This window comes from Pseudoxanthomonas sp. X-1 (assembly GCF_020042665.1).
In the GTDB taxonomy this organism is placed as follows: Bacteria; Pseudomonadota; Gammaproteobacteria; order Xanthomonadales; family Xanthomonadaceae; genus Pseudoxanthomonas_A; species Pseudoxanthomonas_A spadix_A.
In genome coordinates this window covers 711,407-736,242 of the sequence record NZ_CP083376.1, presented here as the reverse complement: position 1 = coordinate 736,242, position 24,836 = coordinate 711,407, and the positions used below count along the sequence as shown (strand labels likewise).

The window sequence follows — 24,836 nt, the reverse complement described above, 5'->3', positions numbered from 1 at the left end:
AAGCGTGCCTTCAGGCCGCCGGCAGCGGCCGCAGGCACAGCCAGATCGCCGCCCAGTGCGCCAGCGCACCGCCCAGGACATGGGCGTGCCACAGCGCGCGGTTGTAGACCATCGACTTGCGCACGTAGAAGCCCACGCCGATGGTGTAGATCAGCCCGCCGGCGGCGATCAGCCACAGCACCGCCGTCGGCAGCCCGGCCACCATCGGCTTGATCGCGACCATGCCGACCCAGCCCAGCAGCAGGTAGATCGCCACCCAGAAGCCCTTGCCCAGGCCCGGCAGGCACAGCTTGGCGAACACCCCGAACAGCGCCACGCCCCAGACCACGCCGATCATCGACCAGCGCCACGCGCCGGACAGCGCCAGTACCAGCAGCGGCGTGTAGGAGCCGGCGATCATCACGAAGATGCCGGCGTGATCGAGCTTGCGCAGCACCGGCTGGCGCGCGGGCGCGGCGAAGTTGTACGCGGCCGAGCACGCGAACATCACCAGCAGCCCCAATGCGTAGACGCAGGTAGCCAGCAGCAGCGCCTCGTTGGCCGCCGCGCGCCACAGCAGCGCCGCGCCGCCGCCGATGGCCAGCGCCAGTCCGGCGACATGGACGATCAGGTCGGCGCGACGCGCGCCAGGGGTCTGGTAATGCGGTGCGGGAGACGAAGACACGGACACGGGCCGATCGATGCAACGTGGGGATCGACAGGATACGCGCATGCGGATGAGGCAAGCCGCGGGGTGGCCTTTCGCGCGTTGTAGGCCTTGCCGCAAAAGCCCCATCGCCGCCATGGCGGCTCCCACGGAAGAATCTGCCCCTCCCTTTCGTGCAGCGAAGGGCAGCTCGAAGTCGCGGCTAGCGACTGAGGGGGAGGGGTTGGCTTTTGCTTGGCGTTGGCCGCGCTTCGTTGATCTAAGACGCGGAGTGCAGGTCGGCGGCGTCCATGCCGACCACTGCGCCCGCCCTACCTACTGCCGCCCTGCCCTCACGCCGCCATCCCGCTATGCCGCAGCAGCGCGTCGATGCGCGGTTCGCGGCCGCGGAAGGCGGTGAAGTTCTCCAGCGCGCTGCGGCTGCCGCCGCGCGAGAGGATCTCGGCGCGGAAGCGCGCGCCCGTGGCCGCCAGCTGGTCGGGTGCTTCCTCGAAGGCCGCGTAGGCGTCGGCGCTGAGGACCTCGGCCCACTTGTAGCTGTAGTAGCCCGCGCCATAGCCGCCGGCGAAGATGTGGCTGAAGGCGTGCGGGAAGCGGCCCCACTTCGGCGCGCGGTTGACCGCCACCTCGTCACGGATGCGCTCGAGCAGATCCATCACGCCTTCCCGGGACGGATCGAAGGCGCTGTGCAGCTCCATGTCGAACAGCGCGAACTCCAGCTGGCGCACGGTCTGCATGCCGCTCTGGAAATTGCGCGCGGCCACCATCTTGTCGAACAGCGCGCGCGGCAGCGGCTCGCCGGTCTCCGCATGGCGGGTCATGCCCTGCACGCGCGACCACTCCCAGCAGAAGTTCTCCATGAACTGGCTGGGCAGCTCCACCGCGTCCCACTCGACGCCGTTGATGCCAGCCACCGACAGCTCGCCGACCTCGGTCAGCAGCTGGTGCAGGCCATGGCCCATCTCGTGGAACAGGGTGATCACATCGCTGTGGGTGAAGGTGGCGGGCCCGCCATCCACGCCCTTGCCGAAGTTGCACACCAGATAGACCAGCGGCGTCTGCTCGCCGTCGGCACGATGGCGGCGGTTGCGGCAGTCGTCCATCCACGCACCGCCGCGCTTGCCCTCGCGCGCGTACAGGTCCAGGTAGAACTGGCCGACCAGCGCGCCATCGGCGCCCTGCAGGCGATAGAAGCGCACGTCCGGATGCCACACCGGCGCGGTGTCGGGCAGCACGTCCACGCCGTACAGCGCCTTGATCACGCCGAACAGCCCGGCCAGCACCGCGTCCTCGGTGAAGTACTGCTTCACCTCCTGCGCCGAGAAGCTGTAGCGCGCCTGCTTGAGCTTCTCGCTGACGTAGGCCAGGTCCCAGGGCTCGACCGTCTCCAGGCCCAGCTCGTCGCGGGCGAAGGCCTCCAGTTCGGCGCGGTCCTGCCTGGCATACGGCAGCGCGCGGGCGCCCAGGTCGCGCAGGAAGCTCAGCACCTCGGCCGGGCTGCCCGCCATCTTGGTCGCCAGCGAATACTCGGCGTAGGAGGCGAAACCCAGCAGCTGCGCCAGCTCGGCGCGCAGGGCCAGGATGCGGTCGATCAGCGGCGAGTTGTCCAGCTTCTCCTCGCCGGCCTCCGAGGCGCGCACCGCGTACGCGCGGTACAGCGTCTCGCGCAGCGCGCGGTCGTCGGCATAGGTCTGCACCGGCAGGTAGCACGGCATCTGCAGGGTGAATTTCCAGCCCGGTTCGTCGTCGGCCTTGGCCGCGGCGCGGCAGGCGGCGATCACATCGGCCGGCAACCCGGACAGGTGCTGCTTGTCCTTGATCCAGAACTCCCACTCGTCGGTGGCATCGAGCACGTTCTCGGAGAACCTGGCCGACAGGCTGGCCAGCTCCTCGCGCACCGCGGCGAAGCGCGCCTTGGCCTCGTCCGGCAGTTCGGCGCCGCCCAGGCGGAAGTCGCGCAGCGCGTTGTCCAGGGTCTTGGCGCGCGCGACGTCCAGGCTGGCCAGGTCCGTCGCATCGGCAAGGGCGCGATACTGCGAGAACAGGGCCAGGTTCTGCCCCAGCGCGCTGCCGAAGCGCGTGATCCTGGGCAGGTTGTCGTTGTAGGCCTTGCGCAGCGCCGGCGAATTCAGCACGCCCTGCAGGTGGTTGACCAGGCCCCAGGCGCGCCACAGCCGCTCGGTCGCATCGTCCAGCGGCACCACGAAGCTGTCCCAGGTCACCGGGCTGACCGTCTCGGCCTGCTTCACCGCGGCCTCGGCCTGTTCGAGCAGCGTGTCGATGGCCGGGCCGACATGCTCGGGCTTGATGGCGTCGAACCTGGGCAGGCCGGAGAAGTCGAGCAGCGGGTTCATGGTGGAACACTCCGAAAACGTGGGGCGGGCGGACGATCTTGGGGCGCACCGGCCCTCGGGCAAGCGCGAGAACGCGATGATACGGCGCGAGCGCGACCTCCGGCGCCTGCGCGGTCGCCGCTGCGCTGGGATTAAGATGCAGGCCTGACACACCGTGCCAAGCGCCGCGCCCGTCCATGACCCTGACGCCCGACAAGTCCAGCTCCCGACGGCGCGTGCCCATGTACGAGGAAGTGGCCGATACGCTGCGGCAGAAGATCTACGACTACGTCCTGCCGCCGGGCGACTGGATCGACGAGCCCGCCCTGGCCCAGGAACTGGGCATCAGCCGCACCCCGCTGCGCGAGAGCCTCAAGCTGCTGGCCGCCGAGGGGCTGGTGCAGATCGAGCCCGGCCGCGGCGCGCGCGTGACCCGGCTGACGCTGGAAGACCTCAACGAGCTGTTCCCGATCATGGCGATGCTGGAGGGCCGCTGCGCCTACGAGGCGGTGCGCAAGATCGACGCCGACGGCCTGGCGCGGCTGGAATCGCTGCACGCGGCGATGGAGGCGGCCGCCGAGCGCGGCGACATGGCCGAGTTCTACCGCAACAACTACCTCATCCACGAAGCCGTGCAGGACCACGCCGGCAACCCGTGGCTGATCCGCGTCACCCACGACCTGCACCGCATCCTCAAGATGCATCGCGGCCGCCAGCTGCTCACGCCGGGGCGCATGGCGATGTCGCTGAGCGAACACCGCGAACTGATGGCCTGCTTCCGCAACGGCGATGCCGCCGAGGCCGAACGCACCATGCACCGCCATCTGCTCAGCCAAGGCGAGGCCTTGGCCAGGTACGTCGCCTCGGGCGGCAAGCTCAACGTGCCGGCACCGCTGCCGCGGACCGGCGCGCGCTGATCCACCGCGTGCCCAGGGCCGAACAGGCGCGCCACGGCGGCTGTTCGGTGCGTCCGGCGAACGGCGCCGGTCAAAGCCAGCCCGGCACCACGAACACCAGCCACGCGGCCAGCGGCCCCAGCGCGACCACCAGGCCGCTGTAGACCAGGAAGCGGCGGAACAGCCTGTCGCGTTCGTCCGGCGCGGCCGAGGCCACCACCAGCGCGCCGTTGGTCGAGAACGGGCTGACGTCGACGATGGTCGAGGACACGGCCAGCGCGCAGATCACACCGGCCGGCGTCAGGTGCCCCTGCAGCAGGAACGGCACGGCCAGCGGAATGGTCGCGCCCAGCACCGCCGCCGAGGAGGCGAACGCCGACACGATGCCACCGACATAGCAGACCAGCAGCGCGCCCAGCAGCGGAATGCCGATGTGCGACACGCCGTTGCCGATGAAGTCGACCGCGCCCGCCTTCTGCAGCACCTCGATGTAGGTGACCACGCCGGCGATCAGCAGCACCGTGGACCAGCTGATGCTTTCCACCGCACCCTTCTGCGCGCTGGGCGACAGCAGCGCCAGCAGCACCGCCACGGTCATCGACACCAGGCCGACGTTAAGGTTGTAGATCAGCGAGGCCACGCCCAGGCCGATCAGCCCGACCAGCGTGAACAGATGGTCGCGCTTGATCGACACCGCCTCCAGCGCGGCCGGATTGGTCGACAGGGTGCCACCGCCCGGGGTCACCAGCGCACCATGGCCCTCGATGGCGAAGCTGCGCGGCGAGGCCTCGTTGAGCGGCACGGCTTCGGACTCGGCCTGGGAAGGCTCGTGACGCTTGAGCAAGGCCAGGCCGCCGAACGCGAAGAAGCAGATGATCGCCATGGCCAGGTTGAAGCCCAGGCTGGTCAGGAACACCGACATCTCGCTGACCGGCAGGCCGGCCTTCTCCACCACCTTGTTGGTGATGCCGCCATAGACGCTGATCGGCGAGAAACCGCCGGCCTGCGCGCCGTGGATGACCAGCAGGCCCATCAACAGCGGATTGATCCGGTACTGCTTGGCGAAGCGCAGCGCGACCGGGCCGATGATCGCCACCGCCGCCGGGCCCAGCGCGCCGAAGGCGGTCAGCAGCGCGGTGACCAGGAACATCACCCACGGGATCGCCACCAGCTTGCCGCGCACCGCCTTGACCGCCCAATGGATCAGCAGATCGATGGTGCCGTTCTTCTGCGCGATGGCGAACAGATAGGTGATGCCGACCAGGGTCAGGAACAGGTCGCCGGGGAAACCGCCCAGCACCCCCTTGGCATCCATGTCCAGCCAGACTCCACCGATGATGAAGGCCAGCGCGAAGGCCACCGCCCCCATGTTGATGGGCAGCGCCGTGGCCACGACGAACATGATCACCAAGCCGATGATCGTGATGATTTGCGGACTCATGCGCCCTCCCTGAGACACGTGATATCGCGACTGCGTCGAGTGGCGGCCCGCCACCCCGGGGTCCTGCTTCAGTGCATCGCCTGGCGCTCCAGGGCGCTGACGACCCAGTCCACGACGCCCTCCAGCGTCTGGAACTCCTCCACCGCGCGCGCCTCGCAGTCCGGATGCGTCTGGCGCGCCATCCGCGCCAGCGCGCTGCCCGGACCGATCTCCAGCAGCACGCGCGCGCCGCGCTCGATCGCCTGCGTCATCACGCTGTGCCACTCCACGGGCTGGGCGAGCTGGCGCGACAGGCTGCGGACGACGTCCTCGCGCGAGGCGATGCGGTGACCATCGATGCCGGCCAGCACAGCCAGATCGGGCGCGCGCACGGCGGCGTCCTGCAGCGTCCTGGCGAACGCGTCGGCCGCCTGCGCCAGCCACGGCGTGTGCGCGGGCACGTGCACCGGCAGGCGCAGCGTGCGCGCGCCAAGGGCTTCGGCCTCGCGCTGGGCGGCCTGCAGGCCGGCCGCACGACCGCCCAGCACAAAGTGGTCCTCATCGTTGACGATCGCCACCGCGACCTCACACGCCTCGCACAGGCGCTCGATGCTCCGGCGCGACAGGCCGATCACCGCCAGCAGTCCGCCGTCGGCAGGACTGGCCGCGTCCATGCAGGCCGCCCGCGCCCGCGACAGGGTCAGGCAGACCTGCGGCGTCATGCTGCCGGCCACGCCATGGGCGGCCAGCTCGCCCACGCTGTAGCCGAGCACCAGCCCCGGCGAGGGCAGGCGCACACGCAGCGCCGCCCAGGTCGCCAGCGTGGCCGCGCACGCCAGCGGCTGGGCGATGGCGTTGTCGAAGCGCGCTTCGCTCGCGGCCAGCGCCTCGGGCGCTTCCTGCAATACGTCGGCCGCGTAGCGGAGGATGGGTTCGGCGGCCGCATCGCCCCGCACCCGCGCGAACATCGCCGGATGCTGGCCGCCCTGCCCCGGACACAGCAGCGCCAGGCTCATGCGCGCGCCTGCCGGTCGAGGAACACGGTGCAGGCGAGCAGGTCGGCGCTGCCGCCGGGGCTCAGGCGGCGCGCGACGAAGGCCTCGCCCAGCGTCTCCAGCTGCGCCTGCCAGTCGGGTTGCCAGACGCCGCCGCGGGCGAGGAAGGCGCGCGCCTGCCGCTGCGCGAAGCGCAGCCCTTCGGCACCACCGCGGTGCAGCAGGTTCAGGTCGTCGACCTGCGCCATCAGCGTCATCAGCACGTGCGCGTGCGTGGCCGTGGGCGCGTGCCCGGCCTGCTGCGCGGCACGCAGCGCCGGCAGCGCGGCCAGGCGCAGCAGCGGGAAGCCCTGCGCGGCCTGCTCGCGCACTCCCTCGACCCGGTGGGCGCGCCGCATGCGCTGGCCGGGACTGTCCGGATCGAGCGGTGCGGTCTCCAGTGCGGCACGCCAGTCGCTGACCGCGTGGCAGACCGCCTCGGCGGCAACGGGTCCGCGTTCGATGCGCCGCAGCCGCGCCGCGGCGGCGGTCAGCAGGCCCAGGCTGAAGATCGCGCCGCGATGGGTGTTGATGCCGTCGGTGGCGCGCAGCATCGCGTCCTCGGCCTGCAGGCCCAGGCGGCGCAGCGTATCGAACGGCGCCTGCGCCCCTCCGGCCCGCGCGACCGCCTCGAAGTAACCGCGCAGCGCGGCCAGGCTGCGCCAGAAGGTGCGCGCATCCATGTCGGCATGGCTGCCGGCATCGCGCGGGGTCACCAGGCCCGGCTTTGGGGCCAGCGCCAGTTCGGCGTGCAGGCTGGCGATGGCGAGCCGGCCCAGGCGCGCCGCTTCGGCGCGGTCCTGCGGCCGTGGCACGCACGCAGGCTGAGGCTCGTGCGCGCTCAAGCGGCCACCTGCTGCGCCTCGAACAGGGTCGCGCGCGCGACCAGGCGCGCGTCGTCCTCGGTCTTAACCAGCACCCGCGTCGCGCCACTGGCGTACTCGCGCCAGCTCACCGCACGTCCGTCGGGCAGGCGCAGCTCGCCATCGGCGCGACGGCGATGGCGCCGTTCCCACACGCCCAGCATGCCGACGATGGCGTCGGCCTGCGCGGCGGTCTCGATCTCCCACAGCAGGTCCAGATCCGACGCCTCGTGCACGTAGGCCAAGCCGGTCAGCGCCTGCCAGCAGAACGCGCCGAAGGCGCGCGGCACCAGGTCGAGGGCGTGCGCCTGATGCGCCAGCGCCGCCAGGGCCGGTCGCCATGCCGCCGGCGCGCTGGCGATGCCCTGCTCCAGCGTGGGCGGGGGCGCGACACGGAGAATTTCCGCAGCCGCGGCGCGCACCGCCAGCCGCTGCTTGCCTTCGGCCGGCGGCAGCGGCACGCCCAGGTGCAGCGGATCGGCCGGCGCCGCCGCCGGGCGCCGCGCGACGATGGCCGGATGGCCTTGTTCGAACCAGGCGCACACGCGCGCGGCCTGTGCCGGCGCGACCGCGTGCGCGGCCTGCGGCGGCAGCCAGACCAGCGTGTGGCGGCGCAGGGGCTCAGGCATCGCCGGCGGCCACCATCGCCGACACGTCCGCCGCCAGCGTGCGCCCGCCCCGTTGCGCGCCCAGTGCGCGCCGGGTGTCGCCCTCGCGCGGTGCCCGCAGCGCATCTACCAGGGCCTGGGCCAGGTCGCCACGCCAAATCGCGCACACCGCGCCCATCGCCACGTAGTTCTCCACGCCCGGCGCGAACACCGGCGAGCTTTGCGAGAGCGCCTGCAGCTTTTCCAGCGGCTGTTTGGTCACGCGCGCCATCGCGCGCAGGTCCATCACCCGCACCTGCGCCTCGGGCAGGGCGTAGACCGCATCGGCCATCAGGCCGAAGGACAGAAAGCCCCCGCTCACCGACTCGCCATAGACCAGCGACACCAGCGCCGCGCCGCGGCGGCGCGCCAGGTCCAACGCTTTGGCCAGGTGGGCGAAGTAGCCGTTGATGCCCAGCAGCTCATCGCGGCGCGAGAGCCGTTGGCCGGCGGTGTCGACCAGCATCACGATCGGCCGCTGCGGGTGCGCCTTGGTGCTGGCGATGACGGTGGCGGCCAGGGCCAACGCATGGTCGACGCCGACCTCCAGCCTGTTGGCGGTGCCGATGACGGTGACCTCGCCGAGCGCGGTGCTCGCCGTGCCGGTCAGCACGTCGTCGCGCTGATCGATGCGGTGTCCCAGCGGGAACAGCCGGTCCAGCAGTTCGCTCAGTACCATGGCATCCTCCGGCCGCGCGTGGCCTCCAGGAAGGCGGCGGTGTCCAGCAGCGGCAAGGCCTGCGGCTGCGCGATGCCCAGCGCCTCCCAGACCTGCAGCCCGTCGCGGCAATCGCCGAACGCCTCGATGCGCTGCGCCAGACGCGCGTGCTCGCCCTCCAGGGCCTGCAGCAGCTGCGCGTCATCGTCGGCCGGGCGCAGCCGATCCAGCACCTCGAGCGTGGCCTGCGCGAACGCGTCGATGCGGTCGGCGACCAGCTGCGCCGCCTCGCCCAGCAGCACGCGATGCTTGCCGCCGGTGACCCGCCACACCAGGGCGCGGTCGCGCGCATCGAATTCCTCGACGCCGCGCACCGTCTCGATCACCTCCGGACCGGACAGCGACAGGCGCCCCTCCTCCGACATCAGCACGGCGCTGCAGCAGCGCGCGACGATGCCCATGCCGCCGAAGGCGCCGTTGCCGCTGCCGATCAGCGCCAGCACCGGCACGCCGGCCGCGCGGGTGGCCAGCGTGGCGCGCATGATCTCCGAGATCGCGATCAGGCCGGCGTTGGCCTCGTGCAGGCGCACGCCGCCGGTATCGAGCAGCAGCAGCACCGCCGCGGGCCCGACCCGCTGCGCGCGCTCCAGCAGCCCGACCAGCTTGGCGCCGTGTACCTCGCCGACGCCGCCGCCCATGAACTGGCCCTGCTGCGCGGCGATCAGCACCCGGCGTCCCTGCAGCATGCCCTCGCCGACGACGATGCCGTCGTCGAACTCGCCCGGCTGGTCCAGCTGCGCCAGGTGGGGGCTGGTGATGCGCCGGCGCGGGCCGAGGAACTCGACGAACGTGCCCGGATCCAGCAGGCCGGCGATGCGCTCGCGCGCATCGGCCTCGTAGAAGCTGCGCGCGGTGCTCATGCGGCCGGCTCCTGCAGCGTTTCCACCGCCTGGTCCAGGCGCAGGCTGACCACCGCCGGCGTCGCGCCGACATCGTTGATCCAGATACGCACATCCTTGAGCGGATGCCGCGCGGCGAAGTCGTCCAGCACGGCCTGCCAGATCTGGCCGAAGCCGCGCGCGGCGGTGACGATCTCGATCTCCATCGCGCCCTCCAGCGCGGCCGGCTCGATCATGACTTCCAGGTTGCCCGAGGCGACCACGCCGACCAGCACGTGGTCGAGTGTGCCGGTGGGCGCGATGCGTCCGTCGTAGCGGTAGCGCAGGGTTTCCATGGCGTGCCCCTTTACCAGTTGCGGAAGCGCTTGGGCGGGTCGTACAGCCCGCCGGACCAGCGCACCAGGTCCTTGACCGTGCGCGCGGCCAGCAGGTCGCGCGTGGCATCGCGCGAGCGGATGCCCAGGTCCTCGGGACGTTTGATGACGCCGCGATCGCGCAGGTTCTCGACCATGCGCTTGTCGCGGCCCAGGCCGACCGCGGTGTAGCCGGCCACGCCGCGGATCGCCTGCTCGCGCTCCTCCGGCGTGCGGCACAGCAGCAGGTTGGCGATGCCTTCCTCGGTCAGCACATGGCTGACGTCGTCGCCGTAGATCATCACCGGCGGCAGATCCAGTCCCGCGCGCTCGGCCAGCTCCCAGGCGTCGAGCCTGTCGACGAATGCCGGCGCCATGTGCTCGCGGAAGGTCTCCACCATCTGCACCACCAGCTTGCGCCCGCGCGGCATCTCGCCGGGCCTGGCCGCCTCGCGCCCGGCCTTGAGCCAGGCCGGGCTGGCGTGGCGCCGGCCGCGCGCATCCGAGCCCATGTTGGGCGCGCCGCCGAACCCGGCGATGCGGTCGCGCGTGGCGGTCGAGCTGTTGCCGGCCAGGTCGATCTGCAGGGTCGAGCCGATGAACATGTCGCAGGCATACAGCCCGGCGGTCTGCGAGAACGCGCGATTGGAGCGCATCGCGCCGTCCGCCCCGACGAAGAACACGTCCGGGCGCGCGGCGATGTAGTCCTCCATGCCCAGTTCCGAGCCGAAGGAATGCACCGACCTGACGAAGCCCGACTCGATCGCCGGGATCAGCGCCGGATGCGGATTGAGCGCCCAGTGCTGGCAGATCTTGCCCTTCAGCCCCAGCGACTCGGCGTAGGTCGGCAGCAGCAGTTCGATCGCCGCGGTGTCGAAGCCGATGCCGTGGTTGAGGCGATTGACGCCGTACTCGGCGTAGATGCCCTTGATGGCCATCATCGCCATCAGCACCTGCACCTCGCTGATCTGGGCCGGGTCGCGGGTGAACAGCGGCTCGATGTAGTTCGGCCGGGGCGCATGGGTGACGAAGTTCACCCAGTCGGCCGGGATGTCCACGCGCGGCAGCGTGTCGAGGATCTGGTTGACCTGGGCGATGACGATGCCGCCACCGAAGGCGGTGGCCTCCACGATCGCCGGGGTGTCCTCGGTGTTCGGGCCGGTGTAGAGGTTGCCGTGGCGATCGGCCGCATGCGCGGCGATCAGCGCCACGCGCGGGGTCAGGTCGATGAAGTAGCGACCGAACAGCTCCAGGTAGGTGTGGATCGCGCCGAGTTCCAACCGCCCCTCGCCCAGCAGCCGCGCCAGGCGCACCGACTGCGGGCCGGAGAAGGAGAAGTCCAGCTTCCTGGCGATGCCCTTCTCGAACACGTCCAGGTGCGAGGGCAGCGACAGCACCGACTGCACCATGTGCAGGTCGTGCACCCGCGCCGGATCGACCCGGGTCAGGCACTCGGCCAGGAAGTCGGCCTGCTTCTGGTTGTTGCCTTCCAGGCAGACCCGGTCGCCGGGCCGCAGCACGGCCTCCAGCAGGGGCACCACGTCCTGGCTGCGCACCAGGCGGCCCTTGGCCAGCTTGGCCGCGGCCTGCAGGCGCAGGTTCCGGTCGGTGCTCAAGGTGTTCCAATCCGCCATCGCGTCACCAGGAATTACTCTGTAATTACAGAGTAATCATTCTGCGCCCGACCCGCATGCGGCGCCGCAGCAGCTGGCCGAAGTTTCGGCAGGCGCCGCTGAAAGTCCTTTTATTTCAATTGATTGCCTGGGGCCGGACCGGCTCGCCGCGCGCCCCTGGTGGCGTCGATCCGCCCGCTCAGCCTGCGGCTGTGGCCAGTGCGGGCAAGGCGCCGCCGGCCACGGCCGCGGCGATGGCCGCGTCGCTGTCGGCGGTGTCGATGCCGCAGCGCGTGTACCAAGCCGGGTCGTAATAGCTGTGCGCGTAGCGATCGCCGGCATCGCACAGGATGGTGACGATGGAGCCGCGGCGCCCGGCCCGGCACATCGCGTGGGCGGCATGCAGCACGCCGACCAGGTTGGTACCGGTGGAGCCACCCACGCGCCTGCCCAGGGTCGCGCTGGCCCAGCGCATCGCCGCCAGGCTCAGGGCATCGGGCACCTTGACCATCGCGTCGATGCAGGCCGGCACGAAGCTCGGCTCCACCCGCGGCCGGCCGATCCCTTCGATGCGCGAACCGCAGTGGTGCAGGCGCGCCGGATCGCAGGCGCCGTCCAGCGCGTCGCGGTAGTAGTCGAAGAACACCGAATGCTCCGGATCGACACACAGGATGCGCGTGGCGTGGCGCCGGTAGCGCACGTAGCGGCCCAGCGTGGCGCCGGTGCCGCCGGTGCCGGGGCTGCACACGATCCATTCCGGGATCGGATGCGGCTCGGCCGCCATCTGCTTGAAGATCGACTCGGCGATGTTGTTGTTCGCCCGCCAGTCGGTCGCGCGCTCGGCGTAGGTGAACTGGTCCATGAAGTGGCCGCCGTGCTCGCGCGCCAGGCGCTCGGACTCGGCGTTGATCGCCCCGGCCTGCTCGACCAGATGGCACTGCCCGCCGTAGAAGGTGATCGCGGCGATCTTCTCCGGCGAGGTGCTGGCCGGCATCACCGCGATGAAGGGCAGGCCCAGCAGGCGCGCGAAGTAGGCCTCGGACACCGCGGTCGAACCGCTGGACGCCTCGATCACCGGCGCGCCCTCGCGCAGCCAGCCGTTGGCCAGCGCGTACAGGAACAGCGAGCGCGCCAGCCGGTGCTTGAGGCTGCCGGTGGGATGGCTGGACTCGTCCTTCAGGTACAGGTCGATGCCCGGATAGCCGGGCAGCTCGAGCGGGATCAGGTGGGTGTCGGCCGAGCGGTTGAAGTCGGCCTCGATCTTGTGGATGGCGGCGGCCACCCAGTCACGCTGCGACATGGGATGAAACATCGACGGGAGGGACGCGCCATTGTATCGCCCTCACCTACCTCCGCCGCGCCCGTTGCGAGTCTCACTCGGTGCGATCCAGAAGAGCTACTCTTTCTCGGGACGACCTGCAGCTGGCTGGTATGGCACGGCTTAGGGAGATGGGGAAATGGACTTCTTTGCGCATTCAACCGAACGTCGAGACCAGAGCAACTGGCAGCGCTTGGCCGAGCACCTGAACGATGTCGGCGAGTTGGCGGCGGGTTACGCCGAGGCATTCGGCGGCCACGTGATGGCACGCGTGGCCGGACAGTTGCATGACCTGGGCAAGTACACCGAGAAGTTCCAGGCGCGCTTGGGTGGCGACCCGGCCAGGGTGGACCATGCGACCTGGGGTGCGCGGAAAGCCTGCGAACTGTATGGCAGTGGCGGAACGCTGCTCGCTTATGGCATCGCCGGGCACCACGCGGGGCTGGCCGACGGACGCCGCGATGACCTGACGTCTCGCTCCTCGTTGCGGGAGCGGCTGTCGGAAGACTACCGCGCGCGCGAGCTGCCGCCCTTGCTGCCGGCCTGGGAACGGGAAATCGTGCTGCCCGCCAAGCTGCAACTGCCACCGGGATTCAGCGGCCACCCGCGCACCGAGCGCCGGGCCTTCCAGATGATGGTCCTGGCGCGCATGCTGTTCTCCTGCCTGGTCGATGCCGATTTCGTCGATACCGACGATTTCTACCGGCGTGTGGAAGCGCGCAAGACGCGCGCGGAAGAGGTCGGCACACGGCCGACGCTGGAAGAACTGCGCGAACGACTTGATCGGCACCTGGCCACCTTTCCCACCGAGGGCGGCATCAATCCGATCCGCGCGACCATCCTGCGCCAAGCGCGGGCCAAGGCGCACGCGCGTACCGGCCTGTTCTCGCTCACCGTGCCTACCGGCGGTGGCAAGACCCTGGCCTCGCTGGCGTTCGCGCTGGACCATGCCATCGCGCATGGCTTGCGCAGGGTGATCTACGTGATCCCGTTCACCAGCATCGTCGATCAGACCGCCGCAGTGTTCCGCCACGCTCTCCGCATTCAGGACCGCGACGACGTCGTGCTGGAACACCACAGCGCGTTCTTCGACGATCCGGCCAAGGCGCCGCAGTCGATCGACAAGCGCAAGCTGGCGATGGAAAGCTGGGATGCGCCAATCGTCGTCACCACCTCGGTACAGTTCTTCGAGAGCCTGTTCGCCGACCGCCCGTCGCGCTGCCGCAAGCTGCACAACATCGCAGGCAGCGTGGTGATCCTGGACGAGGCGCAGACCCTGCCGCAGACGCTGCTGCGCCCCTGCGTCGCGCTACTGGACGAACTGGCGCGCAACTACCGGGTCAGTCCGGTGCTGTGTACAGCCACCCAGCCTGCGCTGCGCCAGGACCAGGGCTTCCCGGGAGGCCTCGAACACGTCGAGGAACTGATGACGGAGCCGGATGCGCTGTATGCACAGCTGCGTCGCGTCCGGGTGCGCCATGTCGGCGCACTGGAAGACGACGTGCTGGCCGAGGAATTGCGGCAGCGCGCGCAAGTGCTGTGCATCGTCAATAATCGCCGCCACGCACGCGCTCTGTTCGACGCCATCGCCGACCAGCCCGGCGCGCGCCACCTGACCACCTTGATGCATGCACGGCATCGCAGCGCGGCGTTGACGCAGATACGCGAAGACCTAAAAGCGGGCAGGCCATGCCGACTGGTTGCAACCAGCTTGATCGAAGCCGGCGTGGACGTGGACTTCCCGACCGTCCTGCGAGCGGAAGCCGGTCTGGATTCGGTGGCACAAGCGGCAGGGCGTTGCAATCGCGAGGGCCGGCGCCAGATAGATGCCAGCGAGGTGCAGGTGTTCGCCCCCGTGAACTGGCAGCCGCCACAAGAACTGAAAGTCTTCACTGAAGTCTTCCGCGAGGTCGAGCGCACGCACGGCGACGACCTGCTGGCGATGGAGGCCATCCACGCCTACTTCCGGGGGCTGTACCGGCGCTTGGGCGACAACCGGCTGGACGACGAAGCGATCCTGACGCAACTGCGCACCGCCGATCTGGACGACCTGCCATTCGACACCCTGGCTCAGAAGTTCCGGATGATCCAGACGAGCATGCGCCCGCTGATCGTGCCGTATGCGCCCTATGCGACCGACCGAAATGTCGCGGAGCGCGAATTGGCAGAAGTGAACGAAGTGCTGCGCCAACTGGAACACGCCGATCGGATCGGCGTAGCCGGTGCCGCCCGCCGCCTGCAACCGTGGCTAGTGCAGGTACCCGAGCAGACCTACAAGTCGCTGTGGCAAGCATCCGCGATTGCCCCTGTGGCACCGGAGCGCTATGGCGAGCAGTTCGTCTCTTTGCGCAATTCGAGGCTCTACGACGCGCGGTTCGGGCTGCATTGGCAAGAACCGCAGTTCCTGGAGGCTCAATGCAATGTGTGGTGAGGAGCAGAAGCCGCCAGATCCAGAACGGCCGTTCTCTCAAAAATTTTCCAGTTACAACTCATAAGAACATTCAATAAATTACAGCCAACCAACGCCCGTCAGGTGGCTAGGTTATGTCTCAGCAAGAGAAGGAAGAGAAGGACTCCAACTACTCAAGCATCAGCCTGAGACTAGACATCAAAAGTCGGGAAAAGCCGTCTGCGTGGCCCGGGTGCTTGTCGTTCTCTTTGCCTTGGCGGTCAGCAGCCCATGGATTGGAGGACTCGTAAGACAGATGTTCTGAGAGAACGTGGATTGAAACTTGTGTGGTGCGACTGAAGTAACACATGCCCCTCTCCGAAGGAGAGGGGTCTTCCGTGAAGACACGCCCCGACGGGCGGGAGAACAAGGATGAGTTACGGAGTCAGACTTCATGTTTGGGGCGAGCGGGCGCTGTTCACGCGTCCGGAAATGAAGGTGGAGCGGGTGTCTTACGACATCATCACGCCATCGGCCGCGCGCGGGATTCTCGAAGCGATCCACTGGAAGCCGGCGATCCGCTGGGTGGTGGACAGCGTCCAGGTGCTCAAACCGATCCGGTTCGAGTCGATCCGCCGCAACGAGGTTGGCAGCAAGCTGTCTGCCGCCAGTGTCGGCAAGGCGATCAAGGCCGGGCGTACCGACGAACTGGTCAGTTACGTTGAGGAGGATCGGCAACAGCGAGCCGCCACCGTGCTGCGCGACGTCGGTTACATTATCGCCGCGCACTTCGAGATGAGCGACAAGGCAGGCCCCGACGACAACGTCGGCAAGCACTTGGACATCTTCAACCGCCGCGCACGGCGCGGGCAGTGCTTCCAGGCGCCATGCCTTGGCACCCGCGAGTTTCCCGCCAGCTTCGCCTTGCTCGGCGACGACGACACGCCACCAGCCAGCGACCCGGCCTTGTCCGGCGAACGCGACCTGGGCTGGATGCTGCACGACATCGACTTCGCCGACGGCATGACCCCGCGCTTCTTTCGCGCGCGGATGGTCGATGGGCTAGTCGCGGTGCCACCGCCGCAGGACCGCGGGGTGCGCGCATGATCCTGTCCGCCCTCGCCGACTACTACCAGCGATTACTGGACGACCCTGAATCCGGCATCGCTGCGCCCGGCTACAGCCAGCAGAACATCGGCTACACCGTGGTGCTGGCCGCCGACGGCAGCGTCGTTTCCGTCCACGACGAGCATCGCGTCGAGGGTAAGAAGCGTCTCGCCAAGGCCATGCGCGTCCCACAGCCGGAAAAGCGCACCGCTGGCATCAAGTCCAACTTCCTTTGGGACAAGACCAGCTACGCCCTGGGCGTCAGCGCCAGCAGCAAGCGCAGCGAGCAGGAACATGCCGCGTTCAAGACGTTGCACCAGCAGGCCCTGGTCGGCAGCGACGATCCCGGGCTGCTGGCGCTGCTGGCGTTCCTTGCGGCATGGTCGCCTGAGCAATACGCCGCTCATCCTGCGTTCGCCCCGCATGGCGAAGCACTGCTGGATACCAATCTGGCCTTCAGGCTGGAGAGCGACCAGGGACCTCTGCACGAGCGTCCCGCTGCACGCGCGGCCTGGGACCGGCAACAGGGCCTAGGTGTCGATGGCGTCCGCGGCCTGTGTCTGGTCAGCGGCACGATGGCACCGCTGGCGCGGTTGCATCCGGCGATCAAGGGCGTGAACGGCGCGCAGAGTTCCGGCGCCTCCATCGTCTCCTTCAACCTCGATGCCTTTACCTCCTACGGCAAGCAGCAAGGCGAGAACGCTCCCGTTTCCGAACAAGCGGCATTCGCCTACACCACCGCCCTCAACCATCTACTGCGCCGCGACTCACACAACCGCCAGCGCGTGCAGATCGGCGACACCACCGTGGTGTTCTGGGCGCAGGCCAGTACCGTAGCGCGGGCGCAGAATGCCGAAGACATTTTTGCTGATTTCATGCGCAGCCGCGACGCCGACGACCCCGCAATCGCCGACGGTCAAGCCACCCGGCGGCTGGAACTGGTCATCAAGCAGGTCCGCCATGCGCGGCCGTTGCGCGATTTGGATGACTCGCTGGACGACGACGCGCGCATCTTCGTGCTAGGACTGGCGCCTAATGCCTCGCGCCTGTCCATCCGCTTCTGGGAGACGCAAACGCTGGCCGGATTCGCCAAGCGCCTGGCCGAGCACTACAACGACCTCACATTGGAGCCGCCGGCGTGGAAACGCCCGCCCACGCCCGCCTACCTAGCGCTGCAGACCGCCCCCATCTACAACGAGCACAGCAAGCCCAAGTCCGAGGATGTCTCGCCGATACTGGTTGGCGAACTGATCCGGGCGATCCTTGCCGGGACGCGCTACCCCCAAAGCCTGCTCGGCAGCATCGTCATGCGCTTCCGCGCCGACGGACAACTCACCCCATTACGCATCGCGCTGTGCCGGGCTGTCCTGGCACGCGACGCGCGCTTGCGCAGGCAACAAGGACTGTCCACCGACCACAAGGAACCACCCATGAGTCTCGACACAGGCAATACCGATCCAGGCTACCTACTGGGGCGCCTGTTCGCGTCGCTGGAAAACCTGCAACGCGCCGCGCTCGGCGACCGCATCAACGCCACCATCCGCGATCGTTACTACGGTGCCGCATCCGCGACACCGGCCAGCATCTTCCCGGTGCTGCTGCGCAGCGCGCAGAACCATTTCGGGAAGCTGCGCAAGGAAAAGGCGGGACTAGCAGTCAACCTGGAGAAGGAGATCGGCCAGATCGTCGATGCCCTAGCTCCCAACTTCCCGCGCAGCCTGCCAATCCAGGAACAAGGCCGCTTCGCGATCGGCTACTACCACCAGAATCAGGCGCGCTTCGCCAGCAATGACGGCCAGGACGCCACCGACCCCGCTTCCGAAGGAGAGACCGCATGAGCGCCATCGCCAACCGCTACGAGTTCGTCTACCTGTTCGACGTCACCAACGGCAATCCCAACGGCGATCCCGACGCCGGCAACCTGCCGCGCCTGGATCCGGAAACCAATCGCGGTCTGGTCACCGACGTGGCGCTCAAGCGCAAGATCCGCAACTACGTCGCGCTGGAGAAGGAGGGTCAGCCCGGCTACGCGATCTACATGCAGGAAAAGTCGGTGTTGAACAACCAGCACAAGCAGTCCTATGCCGCGCTGGGGATCGAACACGAGGCCAAGAAGCTACCCAAGGACGAAGCCACGGCACGCAAGTTAACGTCGTGGATGTGTACGAACTTCTTCGACGTGCGCACCTTCGGCGCGGTGATGACCACCGAGGTCAACTCCGGCCAGGTCCGCGGCCCCGTACAACTGGCCTTCGCCACTTCGGTGGAACCGGTACTGCCGCTGGAAGTGTCGATCACCCGCGTGGCCGTCACCAACGAGAAGGACCTGGAGAAAGAGCGCACCATGGGCCGCAAACACATCCTGCCCTACGGCCTGTATCGCGCACACGGCTTCGTCTCCGCCAAGCTGGCCGAACGTACCGGTTTCTCCGAGGACGACCTGCAATTGCTGTGGCGCGCGCTGACCAACCTGTTCGAGCACGACCGCTCCGCCGCCCGCGGCGAGATGTCGGCGCGCAAGCTGATCGTGTTCAAGCACGAGAATCCGATGGGCAATGCGCCGGCACACGTGTTGTTCGACAAAGTCACGGTCGAGCGCGTCGCCGAGGTGGACGCCGGGCCGGCACGTAGCTTCGCCGACTATCGGGTCGAGATCGATCGCGACCTGCCGGCTGGGGTCAGCGTCGAAGAACTGTTTTGAGGGATGCGGGGAGCGGGACATGGACGACGCCGACCTGATCCCGCTCTCCGCCCTGCAACACTATCTGTACTGCCCGCGCCAGTGCGCGCTGATCCATGTGGAGCAGCAGTGGGCGGAAAACCGGCAGACCGCCGAAGGGCGCCTGCTGCATCAACGCGCCGACGCGCCGCAGGCGGAGCGCCGGCGCGGCGTACGCACCGTCACCGCGATGCCGTTGCTGGCGCTGGAGTTGGGCATTACCGGTAAGGCCGACGCGGTGGAGTTCCACCACGACGGCGAGGGCGAGGTGGCCTTCCCGGTGGAGTACAAGCGCGGGCGTCCCAAGGCACACCGTGCCGATGAGGTCCAGTTGTGCGCACAAGCGTTGTGCCTGGAATACATGCTTGGGCGCGGCGTTGCTACCGGCGCGCTGTTCTACGGGCAAACCCGCCGTCGCAAGGAAGTCGCCTTCGATGCGGCGCTGCGCGCGCTTACCCTGCGCACCATCGCCGACACGCGCGCGATGTTGCAACAAGGCACCACACCATCCGCACGCTACGAGGACAAGCGCTGTGACGCCTGCTCCCTGATCGACGTGTGCCAGCCGCGTCTGCTCGGTCGTGGCGCCGTCGAAGGCTGGCTGCGCCACCAGCTCGACACCGAGGAGGATTGAGCATGCGCCGCCAGCTCAACACGCTGTACGCCACCACCGACGGCGCCTGGCTGCGCAAGGACGGCGCCAATGTCGTCATGGAGGTCGAGCGCCGGGAGCGCGCCCGGCTGCCGGTGCATATGCTCGAGAGTCTGGTCTGCATCGGCCGCGTCGCCGTGTCTCCACAGCTACTGGGCTTCTGCGCGGAACAGGGAATCAGCATCTGCTACCTGACTCCGCAAGGCCGATTCCTGGCCCGCGTCGAGGGGCCGGTGTCCGGCAACGTCCTGCTACGGCGCGCGCAGTACAGGCGCAGCGATGACCCCGGCGGCTGCGCCGCAATCGTCCGCCACCTGCTGGCCGGCAAGATTCACAACCAACGCGCGGTCCTGGCTCGCGGCTGGCGCGACCATGGCGACCGATTGAGCGACGTGGCGGCGTTCCAGCACGCGCTGAAGCGGCTGAAGCGCATTCCGCAGCGCATCCTGATCGAAGCCGACGTGGACGTGCTGCGAGGTTTGGAGGGCGAGGCGGCGCAGGCCTACTTCGGTGTGTTCGGGCAACTGGTACGCGCCGACCAGCCGCTGCTGCGCTTCGGCGGACGCAACCGGCGCCCGCCGCGCGACACCTTCAACGCCCCGCTCTCGTTCCTCTACACCTTACTAACGCACGACTGCCGCTCGGCCTTGGAGACCGTCGGCCTGGATCCCGCGGTGGGCTTTCTGCACCGCGACCGTCCGGGACGCCCCAGCCTGGCCCTGGATCTGGCGGAGGAGTTCCGTCCCTTGCTCGGCGAGCGCCTCGCGCTGTCGCTGATCAACCGCCGGCAGCTGAACGCACGCGACTTCCAGGTCTTCGACAATGGCGCCGTCATGCTGAAGGACGACGCCCGCAGGGCGGTACTTGTCGCCTACCAGGAACGCAAACGCGAGCAACTCCAGCACGTGTTCCTCGGCGAGAAGGTGGACATCGGGCTGCTGCCCTTCGTCCAGGCGCAATTGCTGGCGCGACACCTGCGTGGCGATCTGGACGGCTACCCCGCCTTTCTTTGGAAATGAGAGCGTCCGGATGATGGTCTTGGTCAGCTACGATGTCAGCACCAGCTCCCCAGGCGGCGAGAAGCGCCTCCGCAGGGTCGCCAAAGCCTGCCGCGATCTCGGCCAGCGCGTGCAGTACTCCGTTTTCGAGATCGAAGTCGAGCCCGCGCAGTGGGTGCAGTTACGTCAGCGCCTGTGCGACCTGATCGATCAGGATGTGGACAGCCTGCGCTTCTACCAGCTGGGCGCCAAGTGGGAAGCCCGCGTCGAGCATGTGGGTGCCAAGCCAGTGCTTGACCTCAAAGGCCCGCTGATTCTAACGCGAACCACAAGCGTCCTGGCATATGCCGGCAGGTTCGCGGCCGCGTAATTCATTGTTCCTGAAAGACAATTTCTTTGGAACACCATATCTTAACTGCCCGCGCTCAGCACACCGCGCACGTTCGCGAGAAGTGCGGAATTTCGCAATAGCAGGTAATCGCTTACGCTGGCGCGGTCGCGCCCCTCGTGGGCGCGTGGATTGAAACTGCGCGAGCCTGGCGGACGTGTTCGACAACGAGGGTCGCGCCCCTCGTGGGCGCGTGGATTGAAACGTCTACGCCTACGCGGTGACCCACCACCAAGACCGTCGCGCCCCTCGTGGGCGCGCGGATTGAAACGCTCGCGGCGTGCTGCGCAATGAGGTCGAGCGTCGTCGCGCCCCTCGTGGGCGCGTGGATTGAAACCACGGGTAGACGAACAGCACCGTCAGGCCGATGCGGTCGCGCCCCTCGTGGGCGCGTGGATTGAAACCACGGGTAGACGAACAGCACCGTCAGGCCGATGCGGTCGCGCCCCTCGTGGGCGCGTGGATTGAAACTTGGACGCCTGGTGGCGCTTCAGCGCGTTGTAGATGTCGCGCCCCTCGTGGGCGCGTGGATTGAAACAGCACGGCCATCGGGTCGGCCTGCTGGGTGACCAGGTCGCGCCCCTCGTGGGCGCGTGGATTGAAACGGCGAAGGCTTCGACCTTGCAGCCATCGCGCAGACCGTCGCGCCCCTCGTGGGCGCGTGGATTGAAACCCGACGTTCGAAGAGGGCACGCCGCAGTACGTGGTGTCGCGCCCCTCGTGGGCACGTGGATTGAAACAACAAGTACTGCTGAAGACCAGCCACACGCTGCCGTCGCGCCCCTCGTGGGCGCGTGGATTGAAACTGAGGCCCCATGGCCCCCAGGCGGTAGGGTGGCCGTCGCGCCCCTCGTGGGCGCGTGGATTGAAACTCTTGCATGGCTCTCTCCTGAGCTTCGTTGGTAGAGTCGCGCCCCTCGTGGGCGCGTGGATTGAAACTGTGCCGAACCGTTGGACGCATTGGTCACCTCGAGTCGCGCCCCTCGTGGGCGCGTGGATTGAAACTTGCGTGAGGAAATTGCCGCCATCCTGGCGGAGGCGTCGCGCCCCTCGTGGGCGCGTGGATTGAAACATCCCCGCGGGCACCGTGCTGACCGGCCGCGTCCAGTCGCGCCCCTCGTGGGCGCGTGGATTGAAACTCTTTGCCCGCACCCACGGCGTGACGCCGCCCGCAGTCGCGCCCCTCGTGGGCGCGTGGATTGAAACACATACTTCAACCTCGCAGTCGTATTCCTCCTTAGGTCGCGCCCCTCGTGGGCGCGTGGATTGAAACTTCAAGCTCGGCGAGGTGTGGGCGCTGATGCGCGTCGCGCCCCTCGTGGGCGCGTGGATTGAAACTCGTGGCGTGCGATCGCCTTGGCGAACTGGAACGGTCGCGCCCCTCGTGGGCGCGTGGATTGAAACCCGTCGGCCCCTCTCCCAATCGGAAGTAGCGGTAAGCGTCGCGCCCCTCGTGGACGCGTGGATTGAAACTCCACCAGCCGCGCGCCACCAGGCTTGATCGTGGTGTCGCGCCCCTCGTGGGCGCGTGGATTGAAACATTGCCGGGACCTGCTGAACGTGGTTGTCTGGTGGCCGCGCCCCTCGTGGGCGCGTGGATTGAAACACCGATGTCCTGAAGGGCATGGCGATCGCCGAAGGTCGCGCTCCTCGTGGGCGCGTGGATTGAAACTTGGACACCAAGGGCGTGGGTTCAATCCTGGACCTGTCGCGCCCCTCGTGGGCGCGTGGATTGAAACCAGGTCAGCTTGTACAAGGTCGAGCCAAGGCCCGTCGCGCCCCTCGTGGGCGCGTGGATTGAAACGACATCTTCACGGTCGAGGAGATCAGCGGTGGCATCGTCGCGCCCCTCCTGGGCGCGTGGATTGAAACAAGAACAGAGCAGGGGAGCGAGAGGAGCACACCGAGGTCGCGCCCCTCGTGGGCGCGTGGATTGAAACTCGTTCAGCCAGCCGCCATCGCCGGGATGCTGCTTGTCGCGCCCCTCGTGGGCGCGTGGATTGAAACCAAGGCGGTGAGAACGAGGAGCCACGCGGTGTCGTCGCGCCCCTCGCGGGCGCGTGGATTGAAACAGCGCGGTGCCACCCCACGCGCCGTTGCTGGACTTGTCGCGCCCCTCGCGGGCGCGTGGATTGAAACATGTTGATGCCGATGCGGCTCCTGCTCATCGTCGTCGCGCCCCTCGCGGGCGCGTGGATTGAAACAGAACCGCGATCTCGCCGCGCTGCTGGGCCTTGGACGTCGCGCCCCTCGCGGGCGCGTGGATTGAAACTATGAGCACCGCCAGGCCGCGTAGATCAGGCGTCGTCGCGCCCCTCGCGGGCGCGTGGATTGAAACATTCGTACTGGCTCCGGTAGTTATAGATGGCGCGCGCGTCGCGCCCCTCGCGGGCGCGTGGATTGGAACTCCTGAGCGAGGATCAGGTAGTTGCGCACCGGAGAGCCGCGTCCCTCGGGGGCGCGTGGATTAAAACATCACAATCACCGCACTGTACGAACAGCACCAAACCGTCGCGTCCCTCGCGGCGTGTAGATTGAAACACCGCATACGTGGCGCGCACCGCATCGTTGCCAGCGGCCTTGTTTTTGAGGGTCAGACGCCAGCGCGGCTGCGACATGAGAAGGAGAACGGGCGGGGGGGGCGCAGGCTAGCAGTGGCAGGTGCCGCGCAGGCGGGCGCCCGCGCGCTTCAGCCTTCTCATGCGAAAAGTGACCTGCGGAGACGTGTTGCGACCAGTCGATCAGTAGGGCGGTACTCCCGCACAGGATGAGAGGTGACGTGTGCCCTGCGGCCGATGCGACGCGACAGTGGATGGGAGGGAACATCCCCTGTCACGAACGCTGACCGCAGGGCACACGTCGGGTGAGCGCAATCAGTGCCGGTCGACTTGAAGGACAGCCTCCGGCCAACCGGGTCTGGTCAGCGCTTGGCCGAGGCCAGCAGGTCGGCGTTGAACGCTGCGGCGTGCATGGACGTCAGCCGTGCGGCGCGCCGGCATACCCGCGCCCCAGTCCTTGTAGAAGATCCGGGCGCCGTCCTTGACGGTGACGAACTCGAACATCGCTCCTTCACGCGGGCAGGCTCCGGATCGCCGTCAACGGCGGTAGCGCGCGGCGACCTCGCTGCGCGACAGGTTGGGTGCCATGGCGCGGCGCGCGGCCTGCATCGCCTCGAACTGGTCGGCGTCCGGCAGCGGCGGGATGGTCACGGTCTCCTTGCGATCGAAGCCGACAAGGGCTGCATCGACCATGTCCCCCACCTCCATCAGGAACCCCGGCGGGAACTCGTCCATGTCGCGTCCGGCCTTGCCCCACAACTCGGTTCGCGTGGCGCCGGGCAGGACGGCCTGGACATGGACGCCCTGTGGGCCCAGTTGCGCGGCCATGGCCTGGCTGAGGTTGAGCAGGTAGGCCTTGGTACCGCTATAGATGCCTTCGAACATCTCCGGTGCCAGCGCCAGGACCGAGGACAAGTTGATGATGCCGCCCTGTCCCTGCGCGACGAAGGCCTTGGCGGCGGCGGCCGCCAGGCGCGTGGGCGCGGTGACGTTCAAGGCGATGATCCTGGCGATGTCCTCCGGCCCGTTCTCCAGCAGGCCGCCCTTGAGCGACATGCCCGCGTTGTTGACCAGCAGCGAGACATCGCCCTGCTGCAGCCGGCGCTCGACGGCCGCGAGATCGTCGGGCCGCGTCAGGTCGGCGGGCAGGATCTCGACGTCGGTGGCGCCGGCCTGCCGCAGCGAGGCGACGAGCGCCTGCATCCGGGCCTGGTCGCGTGCGACCAGGATCAGGCGGTAGCCGCGCGCGGCCAGGCGATCGGCGTAGGTGGCACCGATGCCGGCGGAGGCGCCGGTGATCAATGTGGTTGGAGCACGGGATGACATGGGTGAAGCTCCTCGGAGG

At 68.4% G+C, this 24,836-nt stretch carries 21 protein-coding genes and 1 CRISPR repeat array; of the genes, 8 read left to right on the top strand and 13 right to left on the bottom strand.

Translation table 11 applies throughout. The annotated features are described in order from the left end of the window. Positions 1 to 10 precede the first annotated feature (10 nt). A complete protein-coding gene (locus tag LAJ50_RS03335; protein ID WP_138655346.1) occupies positions 11 to 712 on the bottom strand; it encodes a hemolysin III family protein in 702 nt (233 codons plus the stop codon). A gap of 266 nt (positions 713 to 978) precedes the next feature. Beyond that, the gene (locus tag LAJ50_RS03330) at positions 979 to 3,000 is read right to left on the bottom strand and encodes a M3 family metallopeptidase (RefSeq protein WP_138655348.1); all 2,022 of its coding nucleotides are present in this window, start codon (positions 2,998 to 3,000) and stop codon (positions 979 to 981) included. A gap of 176 nt (positions 3,001 to 3,176) precedes the next feature. Between LAJ50_RS03330 and LAJ50_RS03325 the strand changes: the two genes are divergently transcribed. Beyond that, positions 3,177 to 3,896, top strand: coding sequence for a GntR family transcriptional regulator (locus LAJ50_RS03325; RefSeq protein WP_130550524.1), 720 nt, complete (start codon positions 3,177 to 3,179; stop codon positions 3,894 to 3,896). 70 nt (positions 3,897 to 3,966) lie between these two features. On the opposite strand, the gene LAJ50_RS03320 is transcribed toward LAJ50_RS03325, so the two are convergent. The 9 genes from LAJ50_RS03320 to LAJ50_RS03280 all read right to left on the bottom strand — a co-directional run bounded on the left by LAJ50_RS03320 (position 3,967) and on the right by LAJ50_RS03280 (position 12,662). Continuing rightward, positions 3,967 to 5,316, bottom strand: coding sequence for an SLC13 family permease (locus LAJ50_RS03320; protein ID WP_138655350.1), 1,350 nt, complete (start codon positions 5,314 to 5,316; stop codon positions 3,967 to 3,969). A 68-nt stretch (positions 5,317 to 5,384) separates the two neighbouring features. Beyond that, complete coding sequence (gene mdcH / locus LAJ50_RS03315; RefSeq protein WP_138655352.1) at positions 5,385 to 6,311, bottom strand: malonate decarboxylase subunit epsilon; 927 nt, start codon at positions 6,309 to 6,311, stop codon at positions 5,385 to 5,387. Further along, on the bottom strand, positions 6,308 to 7,144 hold the full coding sequence (gene mdcB, locus LAJ50_RS03310) for a triphosphoribosyl-dephospho-CoA synthase MdcB (RefSeq protein WP_138655354.1): 837 nt from the start codon (positions 7,142 to 7,144) through the stop codon (positions 6,308 to 6,310). The genes mdcH and mdcB overlap by 4 nt, the downstream gene beginning before the upstream one ends. Positions 7,145 to 7,170: 26 nt before the next feature. Next, the gene (mdcG, locus tag LAJ50_RS03305) at positions 7,171 to 7,821 is read right to left on the bottom strand and encodes a malonate decarboxylase holo-[acyl-carrier-protein] synthase (protein ID WP_224096451.1); all 651 of its coding nucleotides are present in this window, start codon (positions 7,819 to 7,821) and stop codon (positions 7,171 to 7,173) included. Next, positions 7,814 to 8,518 (bottom strand): biotin-independent malonate decarboxylase subunit gamma, encoded by a 705-nt coding sequence (gene mdcE, locus LAJ50_RS03300; protein WP_138651637.1) that lies wholly within the window; start codon positions 8,516 to 8,518, stop codon positions 7,814 to 7,816. Before mdcE ends, mdcG begins: the two co-directional genes overlap by 8 nt. After that, positions 8,509 to 9,417 carry a biotin-independent malonate decarboxylase subunit beta gene (locus LAJ50_RS03295; protein ID WP_138651639.1) on the bottom strand — a complete coding sequence of 303 codons (909 nt, stop codon included), beginning with the start codon at positions 9,415 to 9,417 and terminating at the stop codon, positions 8,509 to 8,511. Before LAJ50_RS03295 ends, mdcE begins: the two co-directional genes overlap by 10 nt. Then, positions 9,414 to 9,731 carry a malonate decarboxylase acyl carrier protein gene (gene mdcC / locus LAJ50_RS03290; protein WP_130550517.1) on the bottom strand — a complete coding sequence of 106 codons (318 nt, stop codon included), beginning with the start codon at positions 9,729 to 9,731 and terminating at the stop codon, positions 9,414 to 9,416. The genes LAJ50_RS03295 and mdcC overlap by 4 nt, the downstream gene beginning before the upstream one ends. A gap of 11 nt (positions 9,732 to 9,742) precedes the next feature. After that, entirely contained in the window at positions 9,743 to 11,383 is a 1,641-nt protein-coding gene (gene mdcA / locus LAJ50_RS03285; RefSeq protein ID WP_138651641.1) for a malonate decarboxylase subunit alpha, read from the bottom strand. A gap of 178 nt (positions 11,384 to 11,561) precedes the next feature. Further along, positions 11,562 to 12,662, bottom strand: coding sequence for a PLP-dependent cysteine synthase family protein (locus tag LAJ50_RS03280; protein WP_130550515.1), 1,101 nt, complete (start codon positions 12,660 to 12,662; stop codon positions 11,562 to 11,564). Between the two features lie 157 nt (positions 12,663 to 12,819). On the opposite strand from LAJ50_RS03280, the gene LAJ50_RS03275 reads away from it, so the two are divergent. The 7 genes from LAJ50_RS03275 to cas2 all read left to right on the top strand — a co-directional run bounded on the left by LAJ50_RS03275 (position 12,820) and on the right by cas2 (position 20,915). Further along, positions 12,820 to 15,111, top strand: a complete 2,292-nt coding sequence (locus tag LAJ50_RS03275; RefSeq protein WP_138651643.1) for a CRISPR-associated endonuclease Cas3'' — start codon at positions 12,820 to 12,822, stop codon at positions 15,109 to 15,111. 390 nt (positions 15,112 to 15,501) lie between these two features. Continuing rightward, positions 15,502 to 16,176 (top strand): type I-C CRISPR-associated protein Cas5c, encoded by a 675-nt coding sequence (gene cas5c, locus LAJ50_RS03270; RefSeq protein ID WP_138651645.1) that lies wholly within the window; start codon positions 15,502 to 15,504, stop codon positions 16,174 to 16,176. Further along, positions 16,173 to 18,014 (top strand): type I-C CRISPR-associated protein Cas8c/Csd1, encoded by a 1,842-nt coding sequence (gene cas8c / locus LAJ50_RS03265; RefSeq protein WP_138651647.1) that lies wholly within the window; start codon positions 16,173 to 16,175, stop codon positions 18,012 to 18,014. The genes cas5c and cas8c overlap by 4 nt, the downstream gene beginning before the upstream one ends. Then, a complete protein-coding gene (gene cas7c / locus LAJ50_RS03260; protein WP_138651649.1) occupies positions 18,011 to 18,877 on the top strand; it encodes a type I-C CRISPR-associated protein Cas7/Csd2 in 867 nt (288 codons plus the stop codon). Before cas8c ends, cas7c begins: the two co-directional genes overlap by 4 nt. 19 nt (positions 18,878 to 18,896) lie before the next feature. Further along, positions 18,897 to 19,529, top strand: coding sequence for a CRISPR-associated protein Cas4 (gene cas4 / locus LAJ50_RS03255; RefSeq protein WP_138651651.1), 633 nt, complete (start codon positions 18,897 to 18,899; stop codon positions 19,527 to 19,529). Positions 19,530 to 19,531: 2 nt separating this feature from the next. Beyond that, complete coding sequence (cas1c, locus tag LAJ50_RS03250) at positions 19,532 to 20,566, top strand: type I-C CRISPR-associated endonuclease Cas1c (RefSeq protein ID WP_138651652.1); 1,035 nt, start codon at positions 19,532 to 19,534, stop codon at positions 20,564 to 20,566. Between the two features lie 10 nt (positions 20,567 to 20,576). Then, entirely contained in the window at positions 20,577 to 20,915 is a 339-nt protein-coding gene (cas2, locus tag LAJ50_RS03245) for a CRISPR-associated endonuclease Cas2 (RefSeq protein ID WP_138651653.1), read from the top strand. Positions 20,916 to 21,040: 125 nt separating this feature from the next. Beyond that, positions 21,041 to 23,475: a CRISPR direct-repeat array (repeat unit 32 nt; unit sequence GTCGCGCCCCTCGTGGGCGCGTGGATTGAAAC). 331 nt (positions 23,476 to 23,806) lie between these two features. Here the strand turns inward: cas2 and LAJ50_RS03240 are convergent. Beyond that, complete coding sequence (locus tag LAJ50_RS03240; RefSeq protein ID WP_138651655.1) at positions 23,807 to 23,995, bottom strand: hypothetical protein; 189 nt, start codon at positions 23,993 to 23,995, stop codon at positions 23,807 to 23,809. Positions 23,996 to 24,028: 33 nt separating this feature from the next. After that, complete coding sequence (locus LAJ50_RS03235) at positions 24,029 to 24,817, bottom strand: SDR family oxidoreductase (protein ID WP_138651656.1); 789 nt, start codon at positions 24,815 to 24,817, stop codon at positions 24,029 to 24,031. Positions 24,818 to 24,836: the final 19 nt, after the last annotated feature.

Coding starts and splice junctions, on each gene's coding strand:
- LAJ50_RS03240 (WP_138651655.1), bottom strand. CDS start 23,995: ATGTTCGAGTTCGTCACCGTCAAGGACGGCGCCCGGATCTTCTACAAG.
- LAJ50_RS03275 (WP_138651643.1), top strand. CDS start 12,820: ATGGACTTCTTTGCGCATTCAACCGAACGTCGAGACCAGAGCAACTGG.
- cas8c (WP_138651647.1), top strand. CDS start 16,173: ATGATCCTGTCCGCCCTCGCCGACTACTACCAGCGATTACTGGACGAC.
- cas4 (WP_138651651.1), top strand. CDS start 18,897: ATGGACGACGCCGACCTGATCCCGCTCTCCGCCCTGCAACACTATCTG.
- mdcE (WP_138651637.1), bottom strand. CDS start 8,518: ATGGTACTGAGCGAACTGCTGGACCGGCTGTTCCCGCTGGGACACCGC.
- LAJ50_RS03325 (WP_130550524.1), top strand. CDS start 3,177: ATGACCCTGACGCCCGACAAGTCCAGCTCCCGACGGCGCGTGCCCATG.
- mdcC (WP_130550517.1), bottom strand. CDS start 9,731: ATGGAAACCCTGCGCTACCGCTACGACGGACGCATCGCGCCCACCGGC.
- cas5c (WP_138651645.1), top strand. CDS start 15,502: ATGAGTTACGGAGTCAGACTTCATGTTTGGGGCGAGCGGGCGCTGTTC.
- mdcA (WP_138651641.1), bottom strand. CDS start 11,383: ATGGCGGATTGGAACACCTTGAGCACCGACCGGAACCTGCGCCTGCAG.
- cas1c (WP_138651652.1), top strand. CDS start 19,532: ATGCGCCGCCAGCTCAACACGCTGTACGCCACCACCGACGGCGCCTGG.
- mdcH (WP_138655352.1), bottom strand. CDS start 6,311: ATGAGCCTGGCGCTGCTGTGTCCGGGGCAGGGCGGCCAGCATCCGGCG.
- LAJ50_RS03330 (WP_138655348.1), bottom strand. CDS start 3,000: ATGAACCCGCTGCTCGACTTCTCCGGCCTGCCCAGGTTCGACGCCATC.
- cas2 (WP_138651653.1), top strand. CDS start 20,577: ATGATGGTCTTGGTCAGCTACGATGTCAGCACCAGCTCCCCAGGCGGC.
- mdcG (WP_224096451.1), bottom strand. CDS start 7,821: ATGCCTGAGCCCCTGCGCCGCCACACGCTGGTCTGGCTGCCGCCGCAG.
- LAJ50_RS03295 (WP_138651639.1), bottom strand. CDS start 9,417: ATGAGCACCGCGCGCAGCTTCTACGAGGCCGATGCGCGCGAGCGCATC.
- LAJ50_RS03335 (WP_138655346.1), bottom strand. CDS start 712: ATGCGCGTATCCTGTCGATCCCCACGTTGCATCGATCGGCCCGTGTCC.
- LAJ50_RS03235 (WP_138651656.1), bottom strand. CDS start 24,817: ATGTCATCCCGTGCTCCAACCACATTGATCACCGGCGCCTCCGCCGGC.
- LAJ50_RS03280 (WP_130550515.1), bottom strand. CDS start 12,662: ATGTCGCAGCGTGACTGGGTGGCCGCCGCCATCCACAAGATCGAGGCC.
- LAJ50_RS03320 (WP_138655350.1), bottom strand. CDS start 5,316: ATGAGTCCGCAAATCATCACGATCATCGGCTTGGTGATCATGTTCGTC.
- cas7c (WP_138651649.1), top strand. CDS start 18,011: ATGAGCGCCATCGCCAACCGCTACGAGTTCGTCTACCTGTTCGACGTC.